At 39.6% G+C, this 26,314-nt stretch carries 22 protein-coding genes; all 22 read right to left on the bottom strand.

Translation table 11 applies throughout. The features are described from left to right. Nucleotides 1-391: 391 nt before the first annotated feature. Nucleotides 392-1,570 (bottom strand): glycine C-acetyltransferase, encoded by a 1,179-nt coding sequence (locus HF078_RS15655; RefSeq protein ID WP_169291995.1) that lies wholly within the window; start codon nucleotides 1,568-1,570, stop codon nucleotides 392-394. 21 nt (nucleotides 1,571-1,591) lie between these two features. Beyond that, complete coding sequence (gene tdh / locus HF078_RS15650) at nucleotides 1,592-2,632, bottom strand: L-threonine 3-dehydrogenase (protein WP_346775354.1); 1,041 nt, start codon at nucleotides 2,630-2,632, stop codon at nucleotides 1,592-1,594. 214 nt (nucleotides 2,633-2,846) lie between these two features. Beyond that, complete coding sequence (locus tag HF078_RS15645; RefSeq protein ID WP_169291994.1) at nucleotides 2,847-3,713, bottom strand: 2-oxoacid:ferredoxin oxidoreductase subunit beta; 867 nt, start codon at nucleotides 3,711-3,713, stop codon at nucleotides 2,847-2,849. Beyond that, nucleotides 3,714-5,450: a 2-oxoacid:acceptor oxidoreductase subunit alpha gene (locus HF078_RS15640; RefSeq protein ID WP_169291993.1), complete on the bottom strand. Its 1,737-nt coding sequence runs from the start codon at nucleotides 5,448-5,450 to the stop codon at nucleotides 3,714-3,716. 253 nt (nucleotides 5,451-5,703) lie between these two features. Next, on the bottom strand, nucleotides 5,704-6,627 hold the full coding sequence (locus HF078_RS15635; protein WP_169291992.1) for a dipeptidase: 924 nt from the start codon (nucleotides 6,625-6,627) through the stop codon (nucleotides 5,704-5,706). A 106-nt stretch (nucleotides 6,628-6,733) separates the two neighbouring features. Continuing rightward, the gene (gene spoVS / locus HF078_RS15630) at nucleotides 6,734-6,994 is read right to left on the bottom strand and encodes a stage V sporulation protein SpoVS (RefSeq protein ID WP_010193268.1); all 261 of its coding nucleotides are present in this window, start codon (nucleotides 6,992-6,994) and stop codon (nucleotides 6,734-6,736) included. Between the two features lie 146 nt (nucleotides 6,995-7,140). Continuing rightward, nucleotides 7,141-7,935, bottom strand: coding sequence for a TIGR00282 family metallophosphoesterase (locus tag HF078_RS15625; RefSeq protein WP_169292190.1), 795 nt, complete (start codon nucleotides 7,933-7,935; stop codon nucleotides 7,141-7,143). A gap of 305 nt (nucleotides 7,936-8,240) precedes the next feature. After that, a complete protein-coding gene (gene rny / locus HF078_RS15620) occupies nucleotides 8,241-9,806 on the bottom strand; it encodes a ribonuclease Y (protein ID WP_205831650.1) in 1,566 nt (521 codons plus the stop codon). Between the two features lie 365 nt (nucleotides 9,807-10,171). Continuing rightward, on the bottom strand, nucleotides 10,172-11,212 hold the full coding sequence (gene recA, locus HF078_RS15615; RefSeq protein WP_060666479.1) for a recombinase RecA: 1,041 nt from the start codon (nucleotides 11,210-11,212) through the stop codon (nucleotides 10,172-10,174). 618 nt (nucleotides 11,213-11,830) lie between these two features. Next, a complete protein-coding gene (locus HF078_RS15610) occupies nucleotides 11,831-13,072 on the bottom strand; it encodes a competence/damage-inducible protein A (RefSeq protein ID WP_169292188.1) in 1,242 nt (413 codons plus the stop codon). 210 nt (nucleotides 13,073-13,282) lie between these two features. Then, on the bottom strand, nucleotides 13,283-13,867 hold the full coding sequence (gene pgsA, locus HF078_RS15605) for a CDP-diacylglycerol--glycerol-3-phosphate 3-phosphatidyltransferase (RefSeq protein WP_169291991.1): 585 nt from the start codon (nucleotides 13,865-13,867) through the stop codon (nucleotides 13,283-13,285). A 138-nt stretch (nucleotides 13,868-14,005) separates the two neighbouring features. Continuing rightward, nucleotides 14,006-14,899, bottom strand: a complete 894-nt coding sequence (locus HF078_RS15600) for a helix-turn-helix domain-containing protein (protein WP_169291990.1) — start codon at nucleotides 14,897-14,899, stop codon at nucleotides 14,006-14,008. A gap of 21 nt (nucleotides 14,900-14,920) precedes the next feature. Further along, a complete protein-coding gene (locus HF078_RS15595) occupies nucleotides 14,921-15,712 on the bottom strand; it encodes a DUF3388 domain-containing protein (protein WP_010193276.1) in 792 nt (263 codons plus the stop codon). A 128-nt stretch (nucleotides 15,713-15,840) separates the two neighbouring features. Continuing rightward, nucleotides 15,841-16,098, bottom strand: a complete 258-nt coding sequence (locus HF078_RS15590) for a DUF3243 domain-containing protein (RefSeq protein ID WP_148986438.1) — start codon at nucleotides 16,096-16,098, stop codon at nucleotides 15,841-15,843. A gap of 70 nt (nucleotides 16,099-16,168) precedes the next feature. Then, complete coding sequence (gene ymfI / locus HF078_RS15585) at nucleotides 16,169-16,885, bottom strand: elongation factor P 5-aminopentanone reductase (RefSeq protein ID WP_169291989.1); 717 nt, start codon at nucleotides 16,883-16,885, stop codon at nucleotides 16,169-16,171. Between the two features lie 65 nt (nucleotides 16,886-16,950). After that, on the bottom strand, nucleotides 16,951-18,234 hold the full coding sequence (yfmH, locus tag HF078_RS15580) for an EF-P 5-aminopentanol modification-associated protein YfmH (RefSeq protein WP_169291988.1): 1,284 nt from the start codon (nucleotides 18,232-18,234) through the stop codon (nucleotides 16,951-16,953). A gap of 3 nt (nucleotides 18,235-18,237) precedes the next feature. Then, entirely contained in the window at nucleotides 18,238-19,518 is a 1,281-nt protein-coding gene (gene yfmF / locus HF078_RS15575; protein ID WP_169291987.1) for an EF-P 5-aminopentanol modification-associated protein YfmF, read from the bottom strand. Between the two features lie 208 nt (nucleotides 19,519-19,726). Next, nucleotides 19,727-20,452: a GntR family transcriptional regulator gene (locus HF078_RS15570; RefSeq protein WP_168862705.1), complete on the bottom strand. Its 726-nt coding sequence runs from the start codon at nucleotides 20,450-20,452 to the stop codon at nucleotides 19,727-19,729. Nucleotides 20,453-20,643: 191 nt separating this feature from the next. Next, the gene (locus tag HF078_RS15565) at nucleotides 20,644-22,998 is read right to left on the bottom strand and encodes a DNA translocase FtsK (protein ID WP_169291986.1); all 2,355 of its coding nucleotides are present in this window, start codon (nucleotides 22,996-22,998) and stop codon (nucleotides 20,644-20,646) included. A 110-nt stretch (nucleotides 22,999-23,108) separates the two neighbouring features. Further along, the gene (locus HF078_RS15560; protein ID WP_169291985.1) at nucleotides 23,109-23,321 is read right to left on the bottom strand and encodes a YlzJ-like family protein; all 213 of its coding nucleotides are present in this window, start codon (nucleotides 23,319-23,321) and stop codon (nucleotides 23,109-23,111) included. Continuing rightward, nucleotides 23,318-24,076, bottom strand: coding sequence for a ClpP family protease (locus HF078_RS15555; RefSeq protein WP_169291984.1), 759 nt, complete (start codon nucleotides 24,074-24,076; stop codon nucleotides 23,318-23,320). Before HF078_RS15555 ends, HF078_RS15560 begins: the two co-directional genes overlap by 4 nt. Before the next feature lie 140 nt (nucleotides 24,077-24,216). Continuing rightward, entirely contained in the window at nucleotides 24,217-25,881 is a 1,665-nt protein-coding gene (locus HF078_RS15550; protein ID WP_169291983.1) for an RNase J family beta-CASP ribonuclease, read from the bottom strand. Nucleotides 25,882-26,314: the final 433 nt, after the last annotated feature.

Genomic DNA, 26,314 nt, shown 5'->3' with positions numbered 1-26,314 from the left:
AGCGCATAAAACTCTACACATTAACATAGTATATAATTTTATGGCTTCTTAAACAATAAATATGGAGAAGTTTACATAAATCTACATATTTTCGTGACAGTAAAGCTCCTACATATTGGATACACAACAAGAGAGACACTTTTGAGGTGTCTCTCTTGCTGTTGCTATTTCTTAAAATTGATGTTAATCGGGAATAGTTTGACCGTTCATTTCAGCTGCAGTCACTCGCTTTCCGCGGGGCGGTGCTTGAGCCTCCTCACAACGCTTCAGGGGTCTCAAGTCTACCGCTACCTCCCGACGGAGTCGAGTGCCTTCCGCTTCAATTCTCTAAATTGGTATTACTCTGTCATTTGGCACCAAATTTTGAAAAGCAACTTGCATTATTACGTTATTACGCAATAATCCCTAATTCTTTTCCAGCTTTTTCGAAAATGTCTAGGGCTTCTTGAAGTTCTTCTTTTGAGTGTTGAGCAGTTACAATTGTTCTTACACGCGCAAGTCCTTTTGCAACTGTTGGGAATGCGATACCTTGGGCAAAAACACCGTATTCTAACAATTTATCAGAGAATTTATGAGATAGAGCTTCGTTCCCTACGATAACAGGTGTAACCGGTGTCTGGCTCTCCCCTGTATTAAAGCCTAGTTTCACAAGTCCATCTTTAAAGAATTTCGCATTGTCCCATAACTTTTCGATAAGTTCAGGCTCTTCAAGTAAAACTTGGATTGCTTCATCACATGCAGCAGTTACTGCTGGTGGGTGAGAAGTACTGAAAAGGAATGGACGGCCTTTATGAATTAGATAGTCAATTAATGAACGAGAGCTCGCTACATAACCACCAAGAACGCCGACCGCTTTACTTAAGGTACCAACTTGGATATGCACACGCCCATCCAATCCAAAGTGATTGACGGTACCACGGCCGTTTTCACCTAGTACACCTGAAGCATGCGCATCATCTACCATTACAAGTGCATCATACTTTTCAGCTAGCTCGACAATTTTATCAAGCGGGGCAATATTTCCATCCATGGAGAACACGCCATCCGTTACGATTAGACGTTTGCGATATTCGCTTGATTCTTTTAATGCACGCTCTAAATCTTCCATGTCAACATGCTTGTACACTTTGCGAGCAGCCTTTGTTAAGCGGATTCCATCGATAATGGAGGCATGGTTTAATGCATCAGAGATTACAACATCTTCAGGAGAAAGGATTGCAGAAAGGACTCCCTGGTTTGTTGTGAATCCGGATTGGAAAACAAGACTTGCTTCTGTATGTTTAAATTTTGCTAGTTTTTCTTCTAATTGCTCATGCATGGTGAAAGTCCCGGCAATGGTGCGGACTGAACCTGTCCCGGCACCGTATTTTTCTGTAGCTTCTAGGGCAGCTTTCACTAAACGAGGATGGGTAGTCAATCCTAGATAGTTATTGGAAGATAGCTGAATCACTTCTTTGCCGTTGATCACAACTTTGGATCCTTGATCGGACTCTAACGGTACTAATTTACGAAATGTACCTTGTTCTTTCATTTGATCTAATTCTTCTTGTAAGTATTCAAAACCTTTCATGTTAACCCCTCCTGTTTTCTATTAAGGATGCAGTACAACTTTACCACATTGACCGGAAATCATTAAATCAAAGCCTTTTTCGAACTCCTCAAGCGGGAAGTGGTGGGTAATCATCGGTTTCACATCTACCTGACCTGACTTAAGAAGGCTTGATACTTGCTGCCATGTAGAATACATTTTTCTTCCTGTAATACCTTGAACCGTAACCCCTTTGAAAACAATATCGTTTGTGATGTCGAGCTCTACCGGACGGACAGGTAAGCTCAGGATGGATACTCTTCCACCATTTGTAATCATTTTGAAGCCTTGGTTCATAGCGATAGGATGACCTGACATTTCACAAACTACTTCCACACCATGACCCTCTGTCAACTTCATCACTTCTTCTACCGGGTTAGTTTCTTTCGCATTAATAACTGTGGTAGCACCCATTTTCGTTGCAAGATCTAAACGATATTCGTTCAAGTCAATGGCAATAACTTGTGAAGCACCTGCTGCCTTTGCAACACCAACAGCCATGATCCCGATAGGACCGCAACCAATCACAGCTACAGATTTTCCAGTTACATCGCCTGCAAGTACTGTATGAACCGCATTTCCCATTGGCTCTTGTACAGAAGCAACATCATAAGGCATATCGTTAGGATTTTTCCAAACATTTACCGCAGGAAGAGCGACATATTCAGCAAAACAGCCTTGTGTGTCAACTCCAATAATTTTTGTATCTTTACAAATGTGGTAGTCCCCTTTTAGACATTGTGGACATTTGTAACAAACGATGTGTGTCTCAGCGGAAACTTGGTCGCCTAATTGTACATTATTAACCTTGCTACCAACTTCCACAATTTCTCCGGCAAATTCATGACCAAAAGCATAAGGAGGGTTTACCCTGCTTTGTGACCACTCATCCCATGTATAAATATGAACATCCGTACCACAAATGGATGTTGCTTTTACTTTTATTAAGACTTCATCATCTTTTATTTTTGGTATATCTATCATTTGAAGTTCTGCACCATATCCTCGATGATGCTTCACAATTGCCTTCATTTTTCCATTCACAGAGAACACTCCCTTATAAAAATAAAACTAACATTCATAAATACTAGTAAGAGTGTATCATCTATAAGGATTTGTGTAAACCGATTTGTCCACTGGAGAAGGACAACTGATTATGTCAGATAAAAAGTATAGACTTTTTTTCAACGCAAAGTAAGCGTTTACATATTTAACTAAAATAAAGCCCCAGCATCTAAGCCAGGACTTCGATTTTGTGTTACATAAATTCTTTCACTAAAGCATTGAATTGGTCTTCATCTAACTGAAGGTCTGCTTTTGCCAGAGGCTCTGCACTATAGTTTGGAACCATATCCTGATAGGATTGCTGATCCTTATTCTGATAGATCAATCCTGTTACCAGTCCATTATGCTCCATTAAAGTCTGCATCGCAGAGACTTTATTATGTGCATCATAACCTTCAATATCAGCCAATTTCGTCAAGTTTTCTTTAAACCAGTCATATGTGTTTACTTTATTATATGTAACACATGGGCTGAACACGTTGATTAAAGAGAAACCTTTATGCTTGATTCCTTGTTCGATCAAGGAAGTAAGATCTTTTAAATCTGTTGAGAAACTTTGTGCTACAAATGTTGCACCTGCTGTTAGCGCCATTTCCATAACAGATAGAGAAGATTCAATGGAACCTTGTGGAGTGGATTTCGTCTTAAATCCTACTTCACTACGCGGTGAGGTTTGGCCTTTTGTTAGTCCATAAATCTGATTATCCATTACGATGTATGTAACATCGATATTTCGACGGATAGCATGAATTGTATGTCCTAAACCAATGGCAAATCCATCTCCATCTCCACCTGAAGCGATAACTGTAAGATCTTTATTCGCCATTTTCACACCTTGTGCGATAGGTAGAGAACGTCCGTGGATACCATGGAATCCGTAAGAGTTGATATAACCGGAAATACGTCCGGAACAACCGATACCAGAAACTACTGCTAGGTTTTCAGGTTCTAGTCCAACATTCGCGGCAGCACGTTGAATGGCAGCTTGTACCGAGAAATCTCCACAACCAGGGCACCAGTTAGGTTTTACATTATTTCTAAAATCTTTAAACGTTGCCATTTATAACAACTCCTTGCATTTTGTGTGGATTTCTTTCGGTAAGAATGGATCCCCATCATACTTCAAGAGACTACGGATTTTTTCATGCTCGCCTACATTCATTTTCAGGATGTTAGCAAGTTGTCCCGTAGCGTTGTACTCCACAACAATAACTTTTTTGGCCGCTTTAACAAGTGGTGCGATTTCCTCTGTCGGGAATGGGTGGATAAGGCGGATTTGTGCGTGGTTAGCTTTCACACCATCCTTCTCCAATCTTTCCATTGCCTCTTCAATCGTCCCGCGAGTCGAGTTAAAACCTACAAGCAGTACATCTGCTTCTTCATGTTTTGCATTAACATGAACTGGCGTGTTGAATTTAAGGTTATTTAACTTACGAAGGCGCTTGTCCATTTGTGCTTGTCGATTCGCAGCAACCTCAGAAGGTTTACCAGTCTCTTCGTGTTCTACACCTGTAACGTGATGTATACCGTTTTTCATGCCCGGAAGGACACGAGGAGAAACGCCATCTTCTGTTACTTCATAACGTTTGAAATATGCTTTATCGTCAGATGCAGGAATCTCCTGGTTAATATCCAGCTTTCCTCGTCTGATCTCAATGTTTTTGTAATCTAATGCTTCTACAGATTGCTTCCCAAGGGACAATTGTAGATCTGTCAGAAGAATTACCGGTACTTGATATTCTTCTGCAATGTTAAATGCTTCAATTGTATCGTAGAAAGCTTCTTGTACTGTACTCGGAGCCATAACCACTTTAGGAATTTCACCATGTGTACCATAAATCATCGCCATAAGGTCTGACTGCTCAATTTTAGTCGGTAACCCTGTACTTGGTCCGCCACGTTGCGTGTCTACGACTACTAGTGGTGTTTCTGTCATACCGGAAAGTCCGATTGCTTCCATCATTAAGGATAGTCCAGGGCCTGCTGATGCAGTCAATGTACGGACTCCTGCATAGTTTGCGCCAATCGCCATTGTACAAGCAGCAATCTCATCTTCCGTTTGAATAACGGTTCCACCGAATTTTGGAAGCTTTTTAATTAAGTATTCCATAATTTCAGATGCTGGAGTAATTGGGTATGCCGGCATAAAACGGGAGCCAGCAGCTACAGCACCCAATGCAATCGCATCATTTCCAATCATGAACAGTCGTTTGTTACCATCTGCTTTTGCAAGCTGCATTGTTTCTACACTTTCAGCTTGATCTTTAATAAACTGAACACCTGCTCGGATTGCATCCATGTTTTTCTCAACTATGGATTCACCTTTGCGACCGAAAATTTCTTGTACCACTTCACGGAATGCTTCCGCATCTAAATCAAGGATGGCACTAGAAGCTCCGACTGCAACCATGTTCTTCATCAATGAAGTTCCAAGTTCCGTAGCAATCTCGGTAAATGGTACAGCATACAATGTAGCTACCCCATCTTCAGGTATGCTTGGTTTAAACTTTGCATCTGCAATTACCACTCCACCTTCGCGGAGCTCATGATAGTTTACGTCGATTGTTTCTTGGTCGAACGCTACTAATATATCAAGGTCGTCAGAAATTGAACGGACCTGAGTCGTACTCACACGAATTTTGTTGTTCGTATGTCCACCTTTAATACGAGAAGAAAAATGGCGATAACCATATAAGTAATAGCCTAAACGATTTAATGCAATGGAGAATATCTCACCAGTACTTTCGATACCTTCCCCCTGTTGCCCTCCAACTTTCCATGAAAGTTGATTGATCATGTGCCTTACACCCCTTTAACTACGTTCGTTTTCAGAATTTTGTACAATATTTATTGTAGCATTATTCCCATTATATAACTAGAAGTTACCTATTAAATATAAATCAGACATAAAAAAACCGCTGAATATGTACTAAACGCTTTCATTGTAGACCTAATTATTTAAAAATACAAGTCTTTGAATTAATTTCTTTCGAAAAATTTGGATATTTTAACAGTACAATTCATAGGCTGAAAACCGCTTAATTCCCCTCTCATTTAGGGAACCTTTTAAAGAAATTATCAAACAAAAAACCTTTTACTTCTGTTTCAGAATAGTATTTTAATAAACTATTTATTAAATGATAATAATCTTCCATTCTCCCTAAGCTCTTTACAGTCTGATCAATTCCGTCAAAGTCTGAACCAAATCCTATATGATTTACTGCCCCTAGTGTACAAAAGTGTTCCACATGACGGAGTATATCTGTAATACTCGCCTGTGTATCGCTTGTTAAGAATTGAGGAACAAAGGTAACCCCAATTGCTGCATCCTTTTGAATAAGCGCTTGTATTTGTTCGTCTGATAGATTTCTTGGGTTAGGACAAATATCCTTGCAATTGGAATGTGAGGCAATCACGTAATCACCTAAATCCATTACATCCCAAAAGCCTTTAACAGAAAGATGGGAAACGTCTGTCCATATAAAATGGTCGTTATTCAGTTTTACTACTTGTTTGCCAAATGAACTTAGCCCAGCTCCTCTTTCTTCTAAGATCCCATCTGCAACTGCATTAGCATGATTCCATGTTAACCCTACTGACGAGATTCCCAATCGATACAATGTTCTCAGTTTTTCTATATCCGTTCCTATTGCATCACAGCCTTCTAATGTCAAAATGGCCCCTATTTGTCCTTCTTTCAATTCGGCGATATCCTTTTTGGTTGTAACAAGTTTCATATTAGGAAATCTGTTCAAGATCTCCTCATAAAAGAGATCAATCATTTCCAAGGCTACATCAAAAGCTGATTCCTGCCTCACTTTTTCCGGAACATACAAGGCAAAACATTGCACCTTTGAAGCAGACTTCTTTAATCCGTCCCATGTTACATGCAACACTTCACTATCTTTAAAAGAAATCTCTCTATTTTCCCACATTCTCCATAGCACATCACAGTGCGCATCAAAAATCCTCAAGAACAGCCCCTCCATTAGTGAATCAGCATGCATTCTGCACCATTGAATTAGAATAAAACAAACCTGTTTGCAAATACAAGCAAACAGGTTTGGTAGACGATTATTTTTATCTCGGCTCCACTATCAACTTGATGGCCGTTCTTTCTTCTCCGTCAATCAGAATATCTGTAAATGCAGGTATACAGATTAAATCCACTCCACTTGGTGCAACGAATCCCCGAGCGATGGCAACCGCCTTTACTGCCTGATTAAGCGCACCGGCCCCAATGGCTTGGATTTCGGCACCCCCACGCTCTCTTAAAACCCCTGCTAAAGCCCCTGCTACAGAATTTGGGTTTGACTTAGCTGAAACCTTTAATATTTCCATTTCTAGCTCCTCCTTAACATTTACAGTATATGGTGAAAGACCCATAGATGAATGAATTGTTAATAATTTCATTCCTACTATATTCAAGAAGAGCTCTGTATATGCCTCAACTATTGCGCAATCGTCAAAAGATTCTATCTTCTCACCTAGTCAAAGAAAGGATGATCCTCATTAATCATTAGAGGTTGAATTTTCTTCGCCTTACCTGTCTTCATATCTACGTCTATTAGAACCCCGTTTAACTGGGCTCTTCCTTCCGTCACTTCAAACCTTACAGGCAGAGCAGTTGTGAAACGCTTGAGCACAGCTTCTTTCTCCACGCCTAGAATACCATCATAAGGACCAGTCATACCTACATCTGTTATATATGCCGTGCCCTCTGGTAGAATTCGATAATCATTTGTTTGCACATGTGTATGTGTTCCTACCACACCTGTAACTCTTCCATCAAGAAACCAGCCAATTGCTTGCTTCTCACTAGTTGCTTCTGCATGAAAGTCTACAAAGATAAATGGTGTTCTTTTCTTTGCTTCTTCAACAAGCTCATCTACTTTGTTAAAAGGGCAATCTATTGGTGGTAAAAAAGTTCGACCTTGTAGATTAATGACCGCAAGTTCCTTTCCTTCAAAAGGAACATAGGCAATTCCTTTTCCTGGATTAGAACTTGGAAAATTTGCAGGTCTAATCATATGCTTAGCACCTTCGATAAATTCAAATATCTCTCTGTTGTCCCAAGTATGATTTCCAAGCGTGACAAGATTTGCACCGGCTTTTAAGAAACCTTGGTAGATTTTTTCGGTTATTCCTTTTCCACCCGCTGCGTTTTCTCCATTTACGATGGTTACAGCCGGTCTATATTTACTTTTTAGTTTTGGCAGATATTCGTTTATCATTTTTCTACCTGGTGATCCAACTACATCTCCAATAAATAAAATTCTCACAATCACTAATCCCTTCTAACAATCAATTTCTCTTTTTAGTTTTACATATGTAGGCGCTGTATGCAAATGAACGACGTTTTATCAATTTATTTACGGAATTACTACCTTATTTCTGCAGATTTACGTTCCAGGTGTTCGCTTATCCTTTGGGCGGTGCTTGAACCTCCTCGCTGCCCTGCGGGTTCTCAACCTATCGCTATCTCCCTAAGGAGTCTCACACCTCGCACTCCAATCTGCAGTCATCATGCGGGTCATTTTATTCAAATGTTAAGAAGAAAAAAAAATAAAGCGGTGCAAGCACCACTTTATTTTGCATACTCTACGGCTCTTGTTTCACGAATAACCGTTACTTTAATATGTCCTGGATAATCCAGTTCTTCTTCAATGCGTTTTCGGATATCCCGAGCCAATCGATGAGCCTCAAGATCGTCAATGGTATCTGGTTTCACCATGATTCGAACCTCACGTCCCGCTTGAATCGCAAAGGACTTTTCGACACCTTCATAGCTTTCGGAGATCTCTTCCAACTTTTCAAGTCTGCGGATATAGTTTTCCAACGTCTCACTACGAGCTCCTGGTCTCGCCGCAGATAATGCATCTGCTGCAGCAACCAAGACTGCAATGATGGAAGTTGGTTCTGTATCACCATGGTGGGATGCGATACTGTTAATGACAACTGGATGTTCTTTATACTTCGTTGCCAATTCCACTCCGATTTCCACATGGCTTCCTTCTACTTCATGATCGACAGCTTTTCCGATATCATGTAGCAATCCAGCGCGGCGGGCAAGTGTTTCATCCTCACCAAGCTCAGCAGCCATCAGGCCGGATAGGAATGCGACTTCCATAGAGTGCTTCAGAACATTTTGACCATAGCTGGTACGGAACTTCAGGCGACCCAAAATTTTGATCAAATCAGGATGTAATCCATGTACGCCTACTTCAAATGTAGTCTGTTCTCCCATTTCACGGATGTATTCGTCTACTTCACGTCTTGATTTTTCAACCATTTCCTCAATACGCGCAGGGTGAATACGTCCGTCTTGGACAAGCTTATCTAAAGCAATGCGTGCAGTTTCACGTCTGATCGGATCAAAGCCTGATAAAATAACTGCCTCAGGGGTATCATCAATAATAAGATCAATACCAGTAAGTGTTTCAAGAGTACGAATATTACGTCCTTCACGACCAATGATTCGGCCTTTCATTTCATCATTTGGTAAGTTAACGACGGATACTGTTGTCTCAGCCACATGGTCGGCGGCACAACGTTGAACGGCTAAAGAAAGAATCTCTCTTGCCTTTTTATCCGCATCTTCTTTTGCTCTGTTTTCGCTTTCTTTGACCATAAGAGCAATGTCGTGGGATAATTCGTTCTCAACACGATCCAAAATGATATGTTTGGCTTCTTCGCGTGTTAATGCTGAAATGCGTTCTAGCTCTTCTTGCTGTTTACGCACTATATCATCCACTTTGCTTTCTAATTCTTCAATATGCTGTTGTCTATCGTTTAAAGAATCTTCACGCCTTTCTAATGCTACTTCTCGCTTATCAAGCGATTCATCTTTTCGATCCAGATTCTCTTCTTTTTGCATTAAACGATTTTCTTGTTTTTGCAGTTCGCTTCTACGGTCTCGAATATCACGTTCAGCTTCAGTTCGAAGTTTGTGAATATCGTCCTTCGCTTCCAAAAGTGCTTCTTTCTTAAGCGATTCAGCTTCGCGTCTGGAATCTTCCACAATTTGATCCGCGACACTTCTTGCGCCAGCAATCTTCTGTTCTGCAATGGATTTACGAACATAAAAGCCAACAACTACACCGACGATTAGGGCAAGCAAAGCGGAGATAATAATTGGCATATAATCCATCATTACACCTCCTCTTGCTATGAACTTTTTTCTTGCTAGATTTCATTGTCGGCATGTACATTGTAACAATGTTTGTCAACATACAGCTCAAGGGCTTTTGCTTTTTTATAGCTCTAAAATTCTAACAAAATGTAAATTATACATACTAATTGTAAATCTGTGAAAAATTATTGTCAAGCCTGTCCCGATAAGGATATGCCCTTTTTGGTAAACTAATCCTGTTTTTGATGAATTTTATAGGGATTTGGGTGGATTTAATAATTTTTTAGTTACATTTAACCGTTAATTTTCGTTTCAGGAACATCTCTATAGCATTATAAATTGAAAGGCCCTGCAATTATTTACAGGGCCTTCTTGGTTGGTGAGTATTAAAAATCTAATTCTTCTTGATCCATTTCTTCTTCCGCTGGAGCGGTTACTTCTTTATCCAACCCGTGGTGGTCACGAATTTGCTGATGAATTTCTTTTAGGACATCCTTGTTTTCTTTAAGGAATTGTTTTGCATTTTCGCGTCCTTGTCCCAATCTTTCTTCATTGTAGGAATACCAGGAACCACTCTTTTGGACGATATCCAAATCAGAGCCCATATCAATAACTTCCCCTTCTCTTGAGATACCTTCACCGTACATGATATCTACTTCAGCTACTTTAAAAGGAGGAGCGATTTTATTCTTTACAACTTTGATCTTTGTTTTATTCCCGACAATATCATGACCTTGTTTCAACTGCTCAGCACGACGCACTTCTAGACGTACGGAAGAGTAGAATTTCAGAGCACGGCCACCAGGAGTCGTTTCAGGATTACCAAACATTACTCCTACTTTTTCACGAATTTGATTGATGAAAATGGCAATGGTTTTTGATTTATTGATGGCACCAGAAAGCTTACGAAGTGCTTGAGACATAAGACGGGCTTGAAGACCGACATGGGAGTCTCCCATTTCCCCTTCGATTTCTGCTTTAGGTACTAGGGCAGCTACAGAGTCGACAACGATAATGTCTACTGCACCACTTCTTACAAGAGCTTCTGCAATTTCTAATGCTTGTTCACCAGTATCTGGTTGAGAAAGAAGAAGCTCATCTATGTTTACGCCAAGTTTTTGCGCATATACTGGATCCAACGCGTGCTCCGCATCGATAAACGCAGCTTGTCCGCCTTGTTGCTGTACTTCAGCGATAGCATGAAGGGCAACTGTTGTTTTACCGGAAGATTCAGGACCATATATTTCTACAACTCTACCTCTTGGATATCCGCCGGCACCTAATGCAACATCCAATGCTAACGATCCACTAGGAATAGTAGAGATCTTACGCTCAGTTTGTTCCCCTAATTTCATGATGGAACCTTTTCCAAATTGCTTTTCTATCTGTTTTAACGCCATATCTAAAGCAGCTTTACGATCACTCACACAATTTCCTCCTCTTATCTATCAAACTAAATGAATAGTATCTATCAACTACTCTTACTATACCCTTTTTCTATTCGTTTGGCAACTAAAAAACGAACATCCATTCGGTTTTTTATAGTTAGTTTTTGGCGTAAAATATTGAGTTTGTTCTAAGGGGAAACGGGGATTTTCTTGATGGAATTTTAGTAGAAAATACAAAATTAGTTTTTTGTATTGAATTTTTGTCTGGGGTTAGAGTTCGGAAGGGGGACTAACAAAGAGGGCCAGATTTGAAATGTCCGAAGTTTTTGTATTCTTGACCAAAGATTTAGATAAGTTGACCGAAGATTTTGCAAAGTTGACCGAACCGATTTTTTAAATGACCGAACACCCTGAATTCTTGTCTGAACAAGCAATCTAATTGTCCGAAACCCTGTCCAATTCAGTACTAAAATGTCCAAAGACCTGAATATTTTGTCCGAACCAATTTATGCGCACTCCAAATGCTCCCTTTTCATAAGTTCTTACCTCAAATCTCTTCCGTTTCCTCCTATTTTCCCACTAACTCCAAAAAAGCCTGGCACCATCGTCTATTCATCTCCCGACCCCAAAAGAAAAAGCAGTTGAAGTTCGCCTCAACTACTTGAACAACTCTTTCAATAGGTAGTGACAGCCGTATTTTGCCGATCTATGTCTGATGCCATCGCGCGTTCCGGCTAAGTGAATTTTGTGGACGGCGGCTTCTCCGTTCGGGAGAGCTATTCCAATAAACACCGTACCTACTGGTTGATTGTCCATTGTTTCAGGACCCGCAACCCCTGTAAAACTGATGCCGATATCTGTTTGCAGCAATTTTTTAACGCCGATTGCCATTTCTTTAGCTGTCTGCTCACTTACAGCTCCATCGTTTTCAAGTGTTTGTTTTTTCACGCCAAGTACTTTTTCCTTCACGCTATTAGTATAGCTCACAATAGCACCTTCCATAACTTTGGAAGCACCTGAGAAACTTGTCATTTTCTCAGAGAACAAACCGCCGGTAAGACTCTCGGCACTGCTCAGAGTGTAATGAGACTTTTGTATTTTTTCAAATAGAACAGAGTAGATGGTATCCTCGTCATACCCGAAAAAAAAGTCTCCGACTCTTTCCAAGATTTCTTTTTCGCATTGATCAATCAACCGATTTGCTTCGTCAGTGGATTGGTGCTTGGCCGTTAATCTAAGAGTAACCTCATTGTCCCCTGCAAGAGGTGCGATGGTCGGATTTGTTTGCCGGTCAATGATATCTTCAATATCTGTTTCCAGTTGTGATTCCCCAATGCCAAAAAAACGGAGAACTTTGGAGACGATTTGCTCTCTGACTCCAAGCTTATCTAACAGGTATTCTCTGCCATAGACAGAAAACATTGGCTGAAGTTCTTTAGGAGGGCCAGGTAAGAGCATGTATGTATGAGAGCCTTCTGTGAGCGCCATTCCAGGGGCCATCCCAAAGTCGTTTGCCAAGATAGAGGAGCCTTCTAATACTAGCGCTTGCTTTTTGTTGTTTTCACTCATCACTCTGTGTGATTTTTTGAAATAATCCTGAATGTTGGTTAGCGCTTGTTCATCCATTACCAATTGTTTATTTAGCACTCTTGCAATGGTTTCCTTTGTCAGGTCATCTTTTGTAGGTCCTAGTCCTCCAGTGAATAGGAGGAGGTTAGAACGTTGTTTAGCTGTTGTTATTACTTCTTCGAGTCTAGAAGGGTTATCTCCGACCACCGTATGATAAAAAACGTTGATTCCCAATTCTGCAAGTTGCTTGGAAAGAAATTGGGCATTTGTATTACAAATTTGTCCTAAGAGTAACTCAGAGCCTACGGCAATAATCTCTGCATTTCTAATCACGGCACTCTCCCCTTATTACAGTGATATGGTTGGTTCTGGTTAACGCCGCTGTTGATTTCCGCAAATGGCTTCGCTTTCCGCGGGGCGACCTTGAGCCTCCTCACTTCGTTGCGGGGTCTCAACAATGTCGCTACTCCCCCGCAGGAGTCTACGCCATTTGCTCCAATCATCAGCTATAAATAATATGAGATAATCGTTTTCTTTTGATTATTTAGAATTAACAAATGCTTGTCTGTTTTTATAGAAGTAATCCCATCCAGAGTAAATGGTAAAGATCATTGCTATCCATAAAGCAATGGTAGCAAATGGGATGCCGATTAGTTCAAATGGCAAGTTATGTAATAGAAGTGCGGATACTGCAATTATTTGAGCCCAAGTTTTAATTTTGCCAAGCATGTTTGCTGCAACCACTTCCCCTTCTCCTGCAAGTACTAATCGGAGTCCGGTGACAGCGAATTCTCTGCTGATGATGACAATGACAATCCACGCTGGAGCCAATTGTAACTCGACAAGTGCTATTAATGCAGCGGACACCAAAAGCTTATCTGCAAGTGGATCAAGGAACTTTCCAAGGTTGGTTACAAGATTTAGTTTTCTTGCATAATAACCATCTACCCAGTCGGTGATGGATGCAATGATAAATATAAGTGCAGCTAGAAGATGTGTGTATGGAATGGACTCATCTCCAATGGCAAGATCTCCCCAATTTAATGGTGCAAGCATTAGAATCATAAAGATAGGGATCATAAAGATTCTTGAAACAGTAATTTTGTTAGGTAAATTCACGTTCATTCCTCCAGCATTCAATATTGCTTTTCCACTATACATAAAATATACAGGTTTGTCTAATGTTTGCTTAAGGTTGATAGCTCAATTGTTGTAAGCTTCATTCAAAAGGTCTGTACAAAAAAAGCCATCATCCTGATGACTTTATTGTTGACCATTTGATACAAATTTAATAGTGACTCTCTGTGTGGTTACGTCATTTACTGGAAAAGGAAAGTCAAATGGTTCGCCGTTAATCTTAATTTTAGTTGCCGGTACCCAACCTACATTAAATAAGATTTCTTTTTGCGCAGATAAATCGATTGTTTCCGATTCTCCGTCTTTAAGCTCTTTGTTAAGGAAGTATTCTCCCGCTGCATTGTTGACTCCCACCCAAGTGTTTTCGCCTTCTGCAGAGATTTCCACTTCAAATTTATCCGTGTCCTTTAATTCTAATGTTGCATTTGGACTGTTTGAACTTACTTCGGTTAATGTACCTGCTGTCGTTTTTTCCTCTTCTACAGGTTCTTCTTTTTCCGTTTGTTCAGGCTGTTCTTTTTCATCTTCTTGATCTTCGTTTTCAGCAACGTCTTCATTTTCTGACGTTGCATTATCAATGACTACATTCTTGTTATTCTCCTGAGTGTCAGATGAACTCCCAACCCCCCAGTTTTGAAAAAGTACATAGATGATGGCAACTACTGCAACGAATGCTAAAAACATTAACACTTTAGGGATAAAATTAAAAACCTTTGTATTTTTTGACGATGGCACCTGTTTTCGAGTCTTCACTCTAGACAACTGAGGAATTTCATCTTTGTCATTTGCAGGGATATCGTTTTTGTATTCTTCAAAGATTAGTTCTGGATCAAGTCCCACAGCCTCAGAGTATTGCCTGATAAATGCACGGGCATAGAATTGTCCAGGCATGATGGAATAATTGCCTTCTTCTATTCCGATTAAATATCTTTTTTGTATTTTTGTAACGGTTTGTAAATCTTCTAGTGACAAGCCTTTTTCTTCTCTTGCCTGTTTCAGTCTATTACCTAGTTCTGTCAACAATTACACCTTCCAACATTTTTAGAAATCAAAACCCCCAAAAGGATTCTCATCAAACATATTATTTGGTTGCACCACATCGTAGGTGATTTCTTCATCTTCATTATTTCTAAGTTCAATAATATAATCGAAATCATCTAGTTTATATTCTGTATTTTGCACGAAAATATCAGGATGTTCAACCACTTTTACAGCAGATATTCGCATTATTTCACGAATTAGTTGCCAATGTTTTTCATTGGCCCTTTTGGTTGATACTATACCATCTATAATAAATAGGTTGTCCACATTATATTCATCTTCAATCAATTGACTTCGAATGGTTTGCTTTAGCAACGTGCTAGATACAAATAACCATCTTTTGTTTGCACAGACACTTGAAGCAACAATGGACTCTGTTTTGCCTACACGAGGCATCCCTCTGATTCCAATTAACTTATGACCGTCCTGTTTAAATAGTTCGGCAAGGAAATCAACCAGTAATCCTAGTTCATCCCTTACAAAGCGGAACGTTTTTTTATCATCTGCATCTCGCTGTATGTATCTTCCATGTCGCACAGCTAATCGATCGCGCAATTTAGGCTCACGCAGCTTTGTAACAGTTATATTATCCATTGTATTAAGGATAGATTCAAGACGGACTATTTGCTCATTTGAGTCGCTTAGCAATAACATTCCCCTTCTTGCATCATCCACCCCGTTGATTGTCACAATATTGATGGATAGCATACCTAAAAGGGAAGCGATGTCCCCAAGTAGTCCTGGCCTATTGATATGTATTTCATATTCTAAATACCACTCTTTTTTCTCCATCAAACCCCTTCACCCTCTCTAAAAATCGTTCTTGTATATGTTACTTCTATCATATCCAATATTTCTTTAATAAGAAAGTAATTACTTATGAATTTTGGCAAACAAAAAAAGAGAGGTAGAGGCCTCTCTTAATGCGTTCCGTCGTTTTGAACCAATTTCACCATCATATTGGCAATTGCATGTTGCTCTTCTGGGCTTGCCACTTTCCAAAGGTCAGCTAACACTCTTTCTTGAGGGTTTTTCGCTTCCACTTCTTTTGCAAGATAGTCACCGATTTCATAAGCAAGTTGAGAAATAGCTCCATTGTCCATTCCTTCATGCTCTGCATGATTTAGACGGTCACCTAAAAAACCTTTCCATTGTTCCCAGTTATCAAGTACTGACATATTAACTCCTCCTTCCACATTTGTTCAAGAGTTAGTATGCGATGCTCCTACCTGATTTATGCATGATCTGTTAATTCCATCCGCCGTTTACTCCCAGTACTTGTCCAGTAATATAAGAGGATTTATCTGAAAGCAAAAAGCCTACGGAATCGGCAACTTCATAAGGTTGAGCTAATCTCCCCATTGGGATGTCATCACTTATCTCCTGTTTTTCTTCTTCCGATAAATTATTTAGCATTTTTGTGGACACAGCCCCAGGAGCTATCGCGTTTACTCTAATACCATTCAGGGCTACTTCTTTGGCCAACGCTTTTACAAAAGAGATCTGTGCACCTTTAGTCATGGAATAAAGCACTTCACATGAAGCCCCTATTTCTCCCCAGATGGAAGAAACCACCACAATATTGCCATTTCTCTTTCTCACCATTTCCGGTAGAAACGCTTGAATGGTTGAATATAATGATGTTATGTTAAGTTGGATCATTTGTTGCTTTGTTTGTTCGTCGATGTCTGTCATCAATCCATAAAAGGTAGTACCTGCATTATAGATAATTGCATCAACAGATGTATAGGTGCTGTTTTTTAATTTAAGCACTCCATCATTGGTGGTTAGGTCTGCTTGAATGGGGATAACCCTTTCCTCGCCAAATTCATTCTGTATCTTATGTATGGATTGTTTATCTTGGTTGTAGTGCAGATAGGTTGTGTAGCCTTGATTCAAAATAGTTCTTGCTATTTCTCTTCCGATATCTCCACTCGCTCCGATTAAAAGTGCAGTTTTAGTCATGTCTATCTCCCTTTTATAAAAAAGAAGCCGGTTCGATTAGTCTAGAACCGGACTTCACTGTATCTTTATTTTGGCACAACTTGGCACGTTGTAAATGCTTCTTCCTTGATAAAGTCTTTAGCAACGGCTTGGAGGTCTTCAAGCGTAATCTTCTCAAGTTGAGGTGTGACCTCAAAAAGGTCCATATTATTAAAAGCATAACGGGTAAATTGGTTTGCGATGAACTCTGGTGAGTTAAGAGCACGCAAGAATGATCCGATTTTTTTCTTTTTAATTCTTTCAAGTTCCTGTTCTTCAATGGAATTTGGATCAAACTGCAGCAATATACTTTGCACTCTTTCTGCTAATTTGTCAGGCTCTGAAGTATCTCCCCCTAGCATGGCAAAGCCAAATCCGTTTTCTCCCGTATAATCATAAGCAAAAGTCTCATCAATCAGACCGTCATCATAAAGCTTTTGGTAGTGATCGGAGCTTTTTCCGAATAATAGGTCAAGTAATATGTTCACTGTCAATTCATGCTTGAGAAGCTCTGTTCCTTGTTTCGTTGGATTAGACTCCTTAATACCCACCATACATTTTGACGTATGGACATTCATTTTTAATACTTTCTTCTTTTCGTTCACTGATGTAGGTTCTTCATCAAATTGACGTTTTATATCTTCTTTCTCTTTAAATGTTTTCTTTGCTTGATTATCTTTGATGAATTGCATCATCTCGGTTGTATCCATAGGTCCAACAACAAATAGGAGCATGTTACTCGGATGGTAAAAGGTCTCATAGCATGTGTACAATAAATCTTTTGTTATGTTGGAGATGGAATCAATGGTACCTGCAATGTCTATTTTAACTGGGTGAGTATGGAACATGCTTTCAATTAATCCGAAATAGGCACGCCAATCGGCATTATCCTCATACATCGTGATCTCTTGCCCGATAATTCCTTTCTCTTTCTCCACTGTTTTTTCCGTAAAATACGGTGCTTGCACAAAATCCATCAAGGTTTCAAGATTTTGATCAACATTTGATGTACTAGAGAAGAGGTAGGCCGTTCTTGTAAAAGATGTAAAGGCATTGGCAGAGGCACCTTGTTTACTGAAATCTTGGAAAACATCCCCATGCTCCTTTTCAAAAAGCTTATGCTCGAGAAAATGAGCGATTCCATCTGGTACCGTAACAAACTCGTCCTGACCAAGTGGTACAAATTTATTATCGATAGATCCATATTTAGTCGTGAATGTTGCATACGTTTTATGAAACCCAGATTTTGGCAAAAGGTACACTTCTAAACCATTATCAAGCGTTTCATGGTATAGGTTCTCTTCGAGTTGTTTAAATTCGATTTTTTCCATCTCTTACGCCTCCTTCCCAGTTAAAAAGTAGGTTGTATCGAGTTCAACCAACTTGGCAACTTCCTGAATCTGCTCTTTTGTAACATTTTCTACCCCTTCAAGGAATGCTTCTATTGGTTTGTCAACTTCTGAAACCTCATTGTTGTAGAGGATTTCAATCAATCCTCTTGCAGTATCAATGGTTTCGAGAATTTGATTTTTTATCACCGCTTTGGTCTGGGACATTTCCCCGTCGGTATATTCTCCTTGTCTCATCGCTTCAATCTGTTTGTTAATGATTGTTACCGCCTTTTCGTAATTTGAAAAGTCAATACCTGACATAACGAGCAACAACCCTTTATGACTTTCCACCCTTGACGCAGCATAATACGCTAAACTTTCCTTCTCCCTTACATTGATAAAGAGCTTGGAATGGGAAAATCCGCCAAAGATACCGTTAAAGACTTGCAAAGCATAATAAAGATCATCTTTGAAAGTCACATTCGTTCTGTACCCGATATTTAATTTCCCTTGCTTAATATCCTGGCGTTCAATTACTTCGTTCGGCTCTTTATTATCTTTATTAGGTTGTGTAATCGAAGACGTTACTTTGTTATCTTGATCAGGCAATACAAAGTACTTTTTTACATATTCATCTACTTCTTCCTCTTTTATATCGCCAACCAAGTAAAGGTGAATATCATTTGTTTTTAACATGTTTTGATAATAGTTGTATAGGGATTCTGATGTTATGGCATCTACCTTATCCTTCTCACCGTTTGCACTCAGGTGGTAAGGCTCTTCTGCACACATCTCTTCAATGAGGCGTTGGCTTGCATAACGCATTTTATCATCATATACAGATTGGATTCTTTGTTTCAACGCCCTTTTTTCTTTATCCACTGTCGCTGTCTTAAAGCCATTTCCTTCGGTTACGGGCTTTAATAGTACTTCACTTAACAGCTCAATCCCTTTTTCAAGGAGCGGTGTGGAATCTTTTAGAAACTTTTCATTGGCAATTTCCAACCTTATAGAAATGATGTGATCTTCACCTTTTTTGCTTAGATCCACTGCAAGGCTAGCACCATATAATTCATCAAGATATGCCCTGAATTGGGAAGGTTGGGGATGGGACTCTGTCGCGTTTTGAAGGACATACGGCATTATTGCACGAACTGTTACATCTTCTTCTGATAACGGAGCCTTTACTTTCAATACAATAGTATTCGTCTTGAATTTATTGGTCGGGATAGTGTGAACGTTAATTCCATTAAGGGTGTACGTTCTTTCATCAACTAATTTCAAGAAATCTCCTCCTTTACTTTGATGCGGGCACAACAGATTTCATCCTGTTAATTAATCGTATAAAAATATAGACAGTACTATTCTTTCTATAACGTTCAAAAAATAGTCCTAAACCCAATATAACGTTAAATTAGAAAGATTTACAAGTCAGACAACCTAGAGATGCACAAAATAAAAACACCACGAATTCGTGGTGTTTTAAAAACTTCTATGGACGCTTTCTTAATACATGGAAACTAAACTTGTCTGCTCTAAAGTAATTGAGTGAATAAAGAATTGGTTCATCATTTTGATCGTAGTGCATTTGTTTTAGTACAAGTAATGCCGTTTCAGGTTCACATTCAAGGATTGGTGAAATTTTATCATGATAGCCTATTGGTTCGATATGAGTGACAGCATAAGATATATATCTTCCTGCTTCTTTTTCAAGAAGTTTTAAGAGTGATTCGTTTTTATAAGATTGATAGTCTTCTACAATCGTGGTAGGGATCTTATCAATACAGTAAACAACCGGAAGATCATTCGCTGTTCGTACACGTTCAAAATGAAGGACTTCACGAATTTCTTTATCATTAAATTTAATTAATTCTTCCTCGCTTGGTGTCTCAATTGTGGAAGTTAAGAAGACTGTCCCTGGTTTCATGCCGGCTTGTGAAATCATTTCCGTTACAGAATTTAGCTGTTCAATCCCGGATGAGAATAGCGGCTTAGAATTTACAAAGGTTCCAACACCGTGCCTTCTTACGACAATATTTTCTTCTTCCAATACGCGCAATGCTTCTCGCAAAGTTGCCCTGCTAACTCCTAGTCGTCGAGACAATTCGAATTCGGAAGGTAATTTCTCTTTTTCTTTATACACCTTGTTCTCGATATCTTGCTTTAATTTGTCTACAACTAGTAAATACAAATGTCTGCTGTCTGACCGAATCGTCATAACTGATCCCCCATTAACCGTTTACAAAACACTTTTCATGTTTTCCTATTAATCCAAAATAATATAACACTTTTTAGGGGTAAAATAAATAGAAATTACAGGATTTTGTCGAAAAAGTAAGCGATTTATAAGTTTATCGTTCTTTATGAAAAATAAAAGACGGCTTTTCATAGCCGCCTTTAACTTTACACTTATGAACCTACATCTTCACTTTGATTTCCTGATACTAATACTGTACGCGGTTTGCTGCCTTCATATGGACCGACTACTCCCCTTACTTCCATGGCGTCGATAAGCCTTGCAGCTCTTGTATAGCCTATACGGAAACGACGCTGAAGCATAGATACAGAGGCTGTCTGCATTTCTAAGACAAGCTGAACTGCATCATCATAAAGGTCATCATTTACATCTTCCACTTCTTCATTGATATCTTGAGGAATCATTTCTTCTTGATATTGTGCTTTCTGCTGATCGATGACAAAGTCTACAATCCGTTCGACTTCCTCATCGGAAAGGAATGCACCCTGTACCCTTATAGGTTTGGAAGCACCGACCGGCAGAAAAAGCATGTCCCCTCTACCAAGAAGTTTTTCTGCTCCACCCATATCCAATATTGTTCTAGAGTCTGTTTGAGAAGAAACACTAAAAGCAATCCTGGATGGAATATTCGCTTTGATTACCCCAGTAATAACATCTACAGATGGTCGTTGTGTGGCAATGATTAGGTGTATTCCAGCAGCACGAGCCATCTGAGCAAGCCTTGTTATGCAGTCTTCCACATCGGAAGAAGCGACCATCATTAGGTCTGCAAGCTCATCGACGATTACCACGATGTATGGCAAGGATGGCTGTTTCGCTTCTTCATCTTGGTTGTGTCTCTTTATGTAATCATTATAACCCTCGATATTCCTTGTACCGGTATGGGAAAACAGTTCATATCGACGTTCCATTTCATTTACTACTTTTTTAAGTGCTTGGGAAGCCTTTTTAGGATCTGTTACAACGGGTGCTAAAAGATGAGGCACCCCATTATACATGTTCAACTCTACCATTTTTGGGTCAATCATCATCATTTTCACTTCATGCGGTTTTGCACGCACCAAAATACTAGTGATAATTCCGTTTATACAAACACTTTTCCCGCTTCCTGTTGCACCGGCAACAAGTAGATGGGGCATTTTATTAAGCTCTGCCACGACGGAATCTCCAGAAATATCACGACCCAAGCCAATCAATAACTTCGCATCGGGCTTTTCGGCCTGTTTGGTATCTAATACTTCTCTTAAGGACACCATTGCTACTTCATTATTAGGCACTTCTATCCCAATAGCTGATTTACCAGGTATCGGAGCTTCTATTCGTATATCTTTGGCAGCCAGGGCAAGCGCCAAATCGTCGCTTAAGTTTACAATTTTACTGACCTTAACACCCACATCTGGATATACTTCATACTTTGTCACGGCTGGACCGAGATGAACCTTTGTTACCTTTGCTTTAACACCAAAACTTGCAAAAGTCTTCTCTAATTTTCTAGCGTTCTGGTAGATGTTTTCATGCTCTGTTGTCTGATGATTCGCTATTGGTTTGTTTAGAAGATCAAGAGACGGAAGAACATATTCTTTATTTTCCACTTCTGTAAAGGCCATTGGACCTGCAATGAGTTCTCCGGTTTCTTCTTGGCCCGCATCTTTGTCATCACTTCTAGAACTAGAAGCTAAAGGCTCTGAATTCACCTGATTTATTTCTGTTTCTCGGTCGTTAAAAGAAGAAATAATAGGAGGAGAGATAAGTTCTTCTGTTGAACTTTCCTCGACAACAAGGACCTCTTCTGTTTTTTCTTTTTTCTCTTCCTTCTGCTTTTTCTCTTCTGCTTGTTTTTCTTTTTTACGTTTGTTACTGTCCTCTTTCCAACCTTTCATATCATCCATGAATGCGAGCCATTGGTTTTTTGCAAATCCAAATAAGCCAGCAGCGACTTTAATTACAGTGTCATTGAGGGATTTTCCAGTAACTAAAATAATTCCAATTACGATGAATATCATTGCTATCCACTGTGCACCTCGTGCATCAAACAGTAGATGGAACAGAGCAAATAATATTGCACCCATCATTCCCCCACCAAGGTCTGTTGTACTTGTTTCTCCGTTTACTTCCAGCCAAAAAAGCTCCCATGTATTTCCGATAACGGATGGATCAGCAAACGAGCCTCCGCGTGACAGCATCCTGAACAGGGTGACATGGCTTAGTAATAAAACAGACATCATAATAACATACACACCAACCAATTGCCTTGAGAAGAAGGTAGGTAACTCTCTTTTCCAGATGATATATCCGGATAAGATCAATAATCCAAGAAGCATGAGCATATACCATTCTCCACTAAAAAAACGAAATAATAGAACAAAGGTTTGTCCTACCATACCAAGTTTGGCAATCGCTATACATGTAATGGCCAACAACAGCAGCCCCATCACTTCAAAGGTGACTGTGCGTTTCCATTCATCCCGGTTTTTGGTTTTTCTTTGTCTCTTTTTTCGTTTTGACATTATTCTCACCTATCTGACCATAATGAGAAGACGAAAGCAGCCAACAAATACTGGCTGCTTTTTCCTCTGATGCTTGTATTATAACATAAGCCCTAACGCTTGAAACGGTGTTAAAGAAAATTAATCGTTTGACCTGGAGAATACTCGTTACTAAGATAGTGGGCAGGGTCTGTGCTCAAATTTCGGACGATTTGATAGGCGTTCATATCTGTTTGTTGAACAACCAAGGAAACGCCGTTAAAATATATCACACGTTGCTTTTCATATTCTCCATTCTCCACTGGAAAAATCAATTCCTGAGGCATGGTCGTATAGAGAATCATTGCAGCATCTTCCCTTCTTCTGTTTTACCTGGATTTTTAGCTTCTACCATCTCGTTTAGCTTTCTGATGGCTTCTCCTACTCCCCCTACTTGATCAATCAATCCGTACTCAACAGCATCTGCACCAACAACATTGGTCCCAATATCACGAGTGAGATTTCCTTTTGAGAGCATTAATTCCTTGAATTTCTCTTCAGGAATACCAGAGTTTTTTGTTACAAAGTTGATGACTCTATCTTGCATTTTATCAAGGTATTCAAAGGTTTGGGGAACACCGATGACTAAACCTGTCAATCGCACAGGATGAATGGTCATGGTCGCAGTTTCCGCAATAAAAGAATAGTCACAAGATACCGCAATAGGGACCCCGATGGAATGCCCGCCACCAAGTACGAGTGAGACTGTTGGTTTTGACAAGGAAGCTAGCATTTCAGAAATAGCCAATCCAGCTTCGACATCCCCACCCACCGTATTTAAAATAACTAGCAATCCTTCAATATTTGGATTTTGCTCAATTGCAACGATTTGAGGAATGACATGTTCGTATTTGGTTGTTTTATTTTGAGGAGGTAATTGGACGTGTCCCTCAATTTGACCCACAATGGTTAGGCAATGTATTTTGGAATCAGATGGCATTTGGGCAACATTCGTTTGACCAAGCTGTTGAATTTTATTTACCAAGGAATCCTTTCCTGCATCAGGTTTGTTAGGCTCTCCTTGTGGTTGTTCCGATGACTGGTATGTAAAATCAGACATGCGATAATCTCCTTCCGTCCCTTATAAAATAAGTTTTCTCCAGTATAGTATTGACGCGATGCTTTTTTTCATTCGCAACTAAAAGAAAAACAAAACCCGCAACATGACAATAACTGCCACATTGCGGGTAAGAAACGCTATTACACTTCCATAATAATAGGAAGGATCATTGGTCGACGTCTTGTCTTTTCATATAAATGCTGATTAAGGGATTCTCTAATTTTCAGCTTCAAGCTTGACCACTCAAGAATCTGTTCTTTTACGGCATTGTCAAGAATTTCTGTCACGATGGCATTTGCCCTGTCTAAAAGCTCTTCTGACTCACGGACATATACAAACCCTCTTGAAAGAATTTCTGGACCTGCAATAATTCTTTTTTGACTTTTACTGATGGAAACAACCACTACCATAATACCGTCTTGAGACAATAACCTGCGATCTCTTAATACGATATTACCAATGTCCCCAACTCCGAGACCATCGATTAATACATTCCCGGCATATACTTTTCCGGCATATTTTCCAGTACCTTTGTTAAACTCAACAACTTCTCCCTTATTCAATAAGAAAATGTTTTCCTTATCAATTCCGACGCTTTCTGCTACTTTGGAGAGCGCTCTTTGCATTTTGAATTCTCCTTGGATAGGAAGAACATATTTTGGCTTTAGTAAGTTTAACATTAATTTAAGTTCTTCCTGACAACCGTGACCAGAAGAATGGATTTTCTTTTGACCATAAATGACAACTGCTCCGGCCCTGTAGAGCTTGTCTATCACTTTAGCTACCGTTAATTCTGTACCAGGTGACGGAGAAGCTGCAATCATAACAATGTCTTGTTGTTTGATTTGAGCATGTTTATGAGTACCTTTGGCCATTTTTAATAGGGATGACATAAGTTGAGAGTGCGTCCCAATTGTAAGGACAACTACATTATCATCTTTTAGGTTCCCAAGTTCATTAACAGGTACAAGCAGTTCATCTGGAATGTGTAAATATTCTAGTTCTGTTGCAATTGTGAAGTTGCGATCTGTTGGATGAGAAACGACTACAAGCTTTCTGTTGCTATCTACAGCAGCTTGAACTATCTGTTGAATTCGACCGACATTTGTAGACAGGCACGCGGCAAACACACGGCCCTTTGCATTATAGGTTACATCCGCAATCTCTTGTCTGACAACAGATTCAGAAATCGTATACCCAGGTTTCTCTGCATTCGTGCTATCTGAAAGAACACATAATACACCTTTGTTCCCGATTTCTGCAATTTTGCCCAAATCGGCATTCTGAGATAACTGGGATTGATCAAACTTGAAGTCACCTGTATGAACGATTGCACCTTGTGGCGTGTGAAAGCAAATACCTACTGAATCCGGAATGCTGTGGTTCGTTCTAAAAAAGGTTACTGTCGTTTCGGGCAATTCTAGGACAGTGCTGTCATCTACCTCTTTAAACTCCACTTGCCCTTTAGATCCAAGCCCGTTCACAAGTTCTTTTGCAAGCGCCAGTGTAAACTTGGTCCCATACACAGGAGCCTTTAATTTCCTAAGGATATATGCAAGTCCTCCCATATGTTCTTCATGCCCATGGGTAAGGAAAATCCCCTGAATCTTGTCCTTATTATCCTCAAGATATGTCGTATCTGGTATGACCATATCAATACCGAGCATCCCATCTTCAGGAATCATGACACCTGTATCCATGATATAAATGGAATCTTCCATTTCTAAAACGTACATATTTTTACCGATTTCCCCGATCCCCCCGAGGGCAAACACTTTAAGTTTCTCTGTCTGTGGTGTATTCACTTTTTTACCTCCTATATATCTGTAAACCGAATTATGACGATAATGCACGCTTTGCATCAAGAGATCTATTAAATTTTTAGCTACCTAGTGCCAAATCAATATCCGCTCCATGTCATTTGAAATAATTATAACGTATGAAAGAATTGGAATACAAGAAATATTATAACAACTGGAAATTAATGGGTTTATTTAAGGAAAACCTGGCGAACCGCCCGGTTTTAATCTTAGTTGCTAGTTATGCACCGCTGTTGATTTCCGCAAATGGCTTCGCTTTCCTAGGGGCGCTGCTGGAGCCTCCTCGGCTACGCTGTACTGACCCCTTAAAACTGGACACATATTTTCTAAGCAGCTTGCTCAAATCTAGCTCGATAAGCTACTGGACTTTTACGTTTTAATCTTGATTTTATTCTCAGGTGGTTGTAGTAAAGGATGT

The organism is Bacillus sp. RO2 (assembly GCF_012911845.1).
Lineage (GTDB): Bacteria > Bacillota > Bacilli > Bacillales > Bacillaceae_I > Sutcliffiella_A.
Note: the sequence above shows the minus strand (reverse complement) of the source record. Positions and strands in the feature narration are given on the sequence as shown.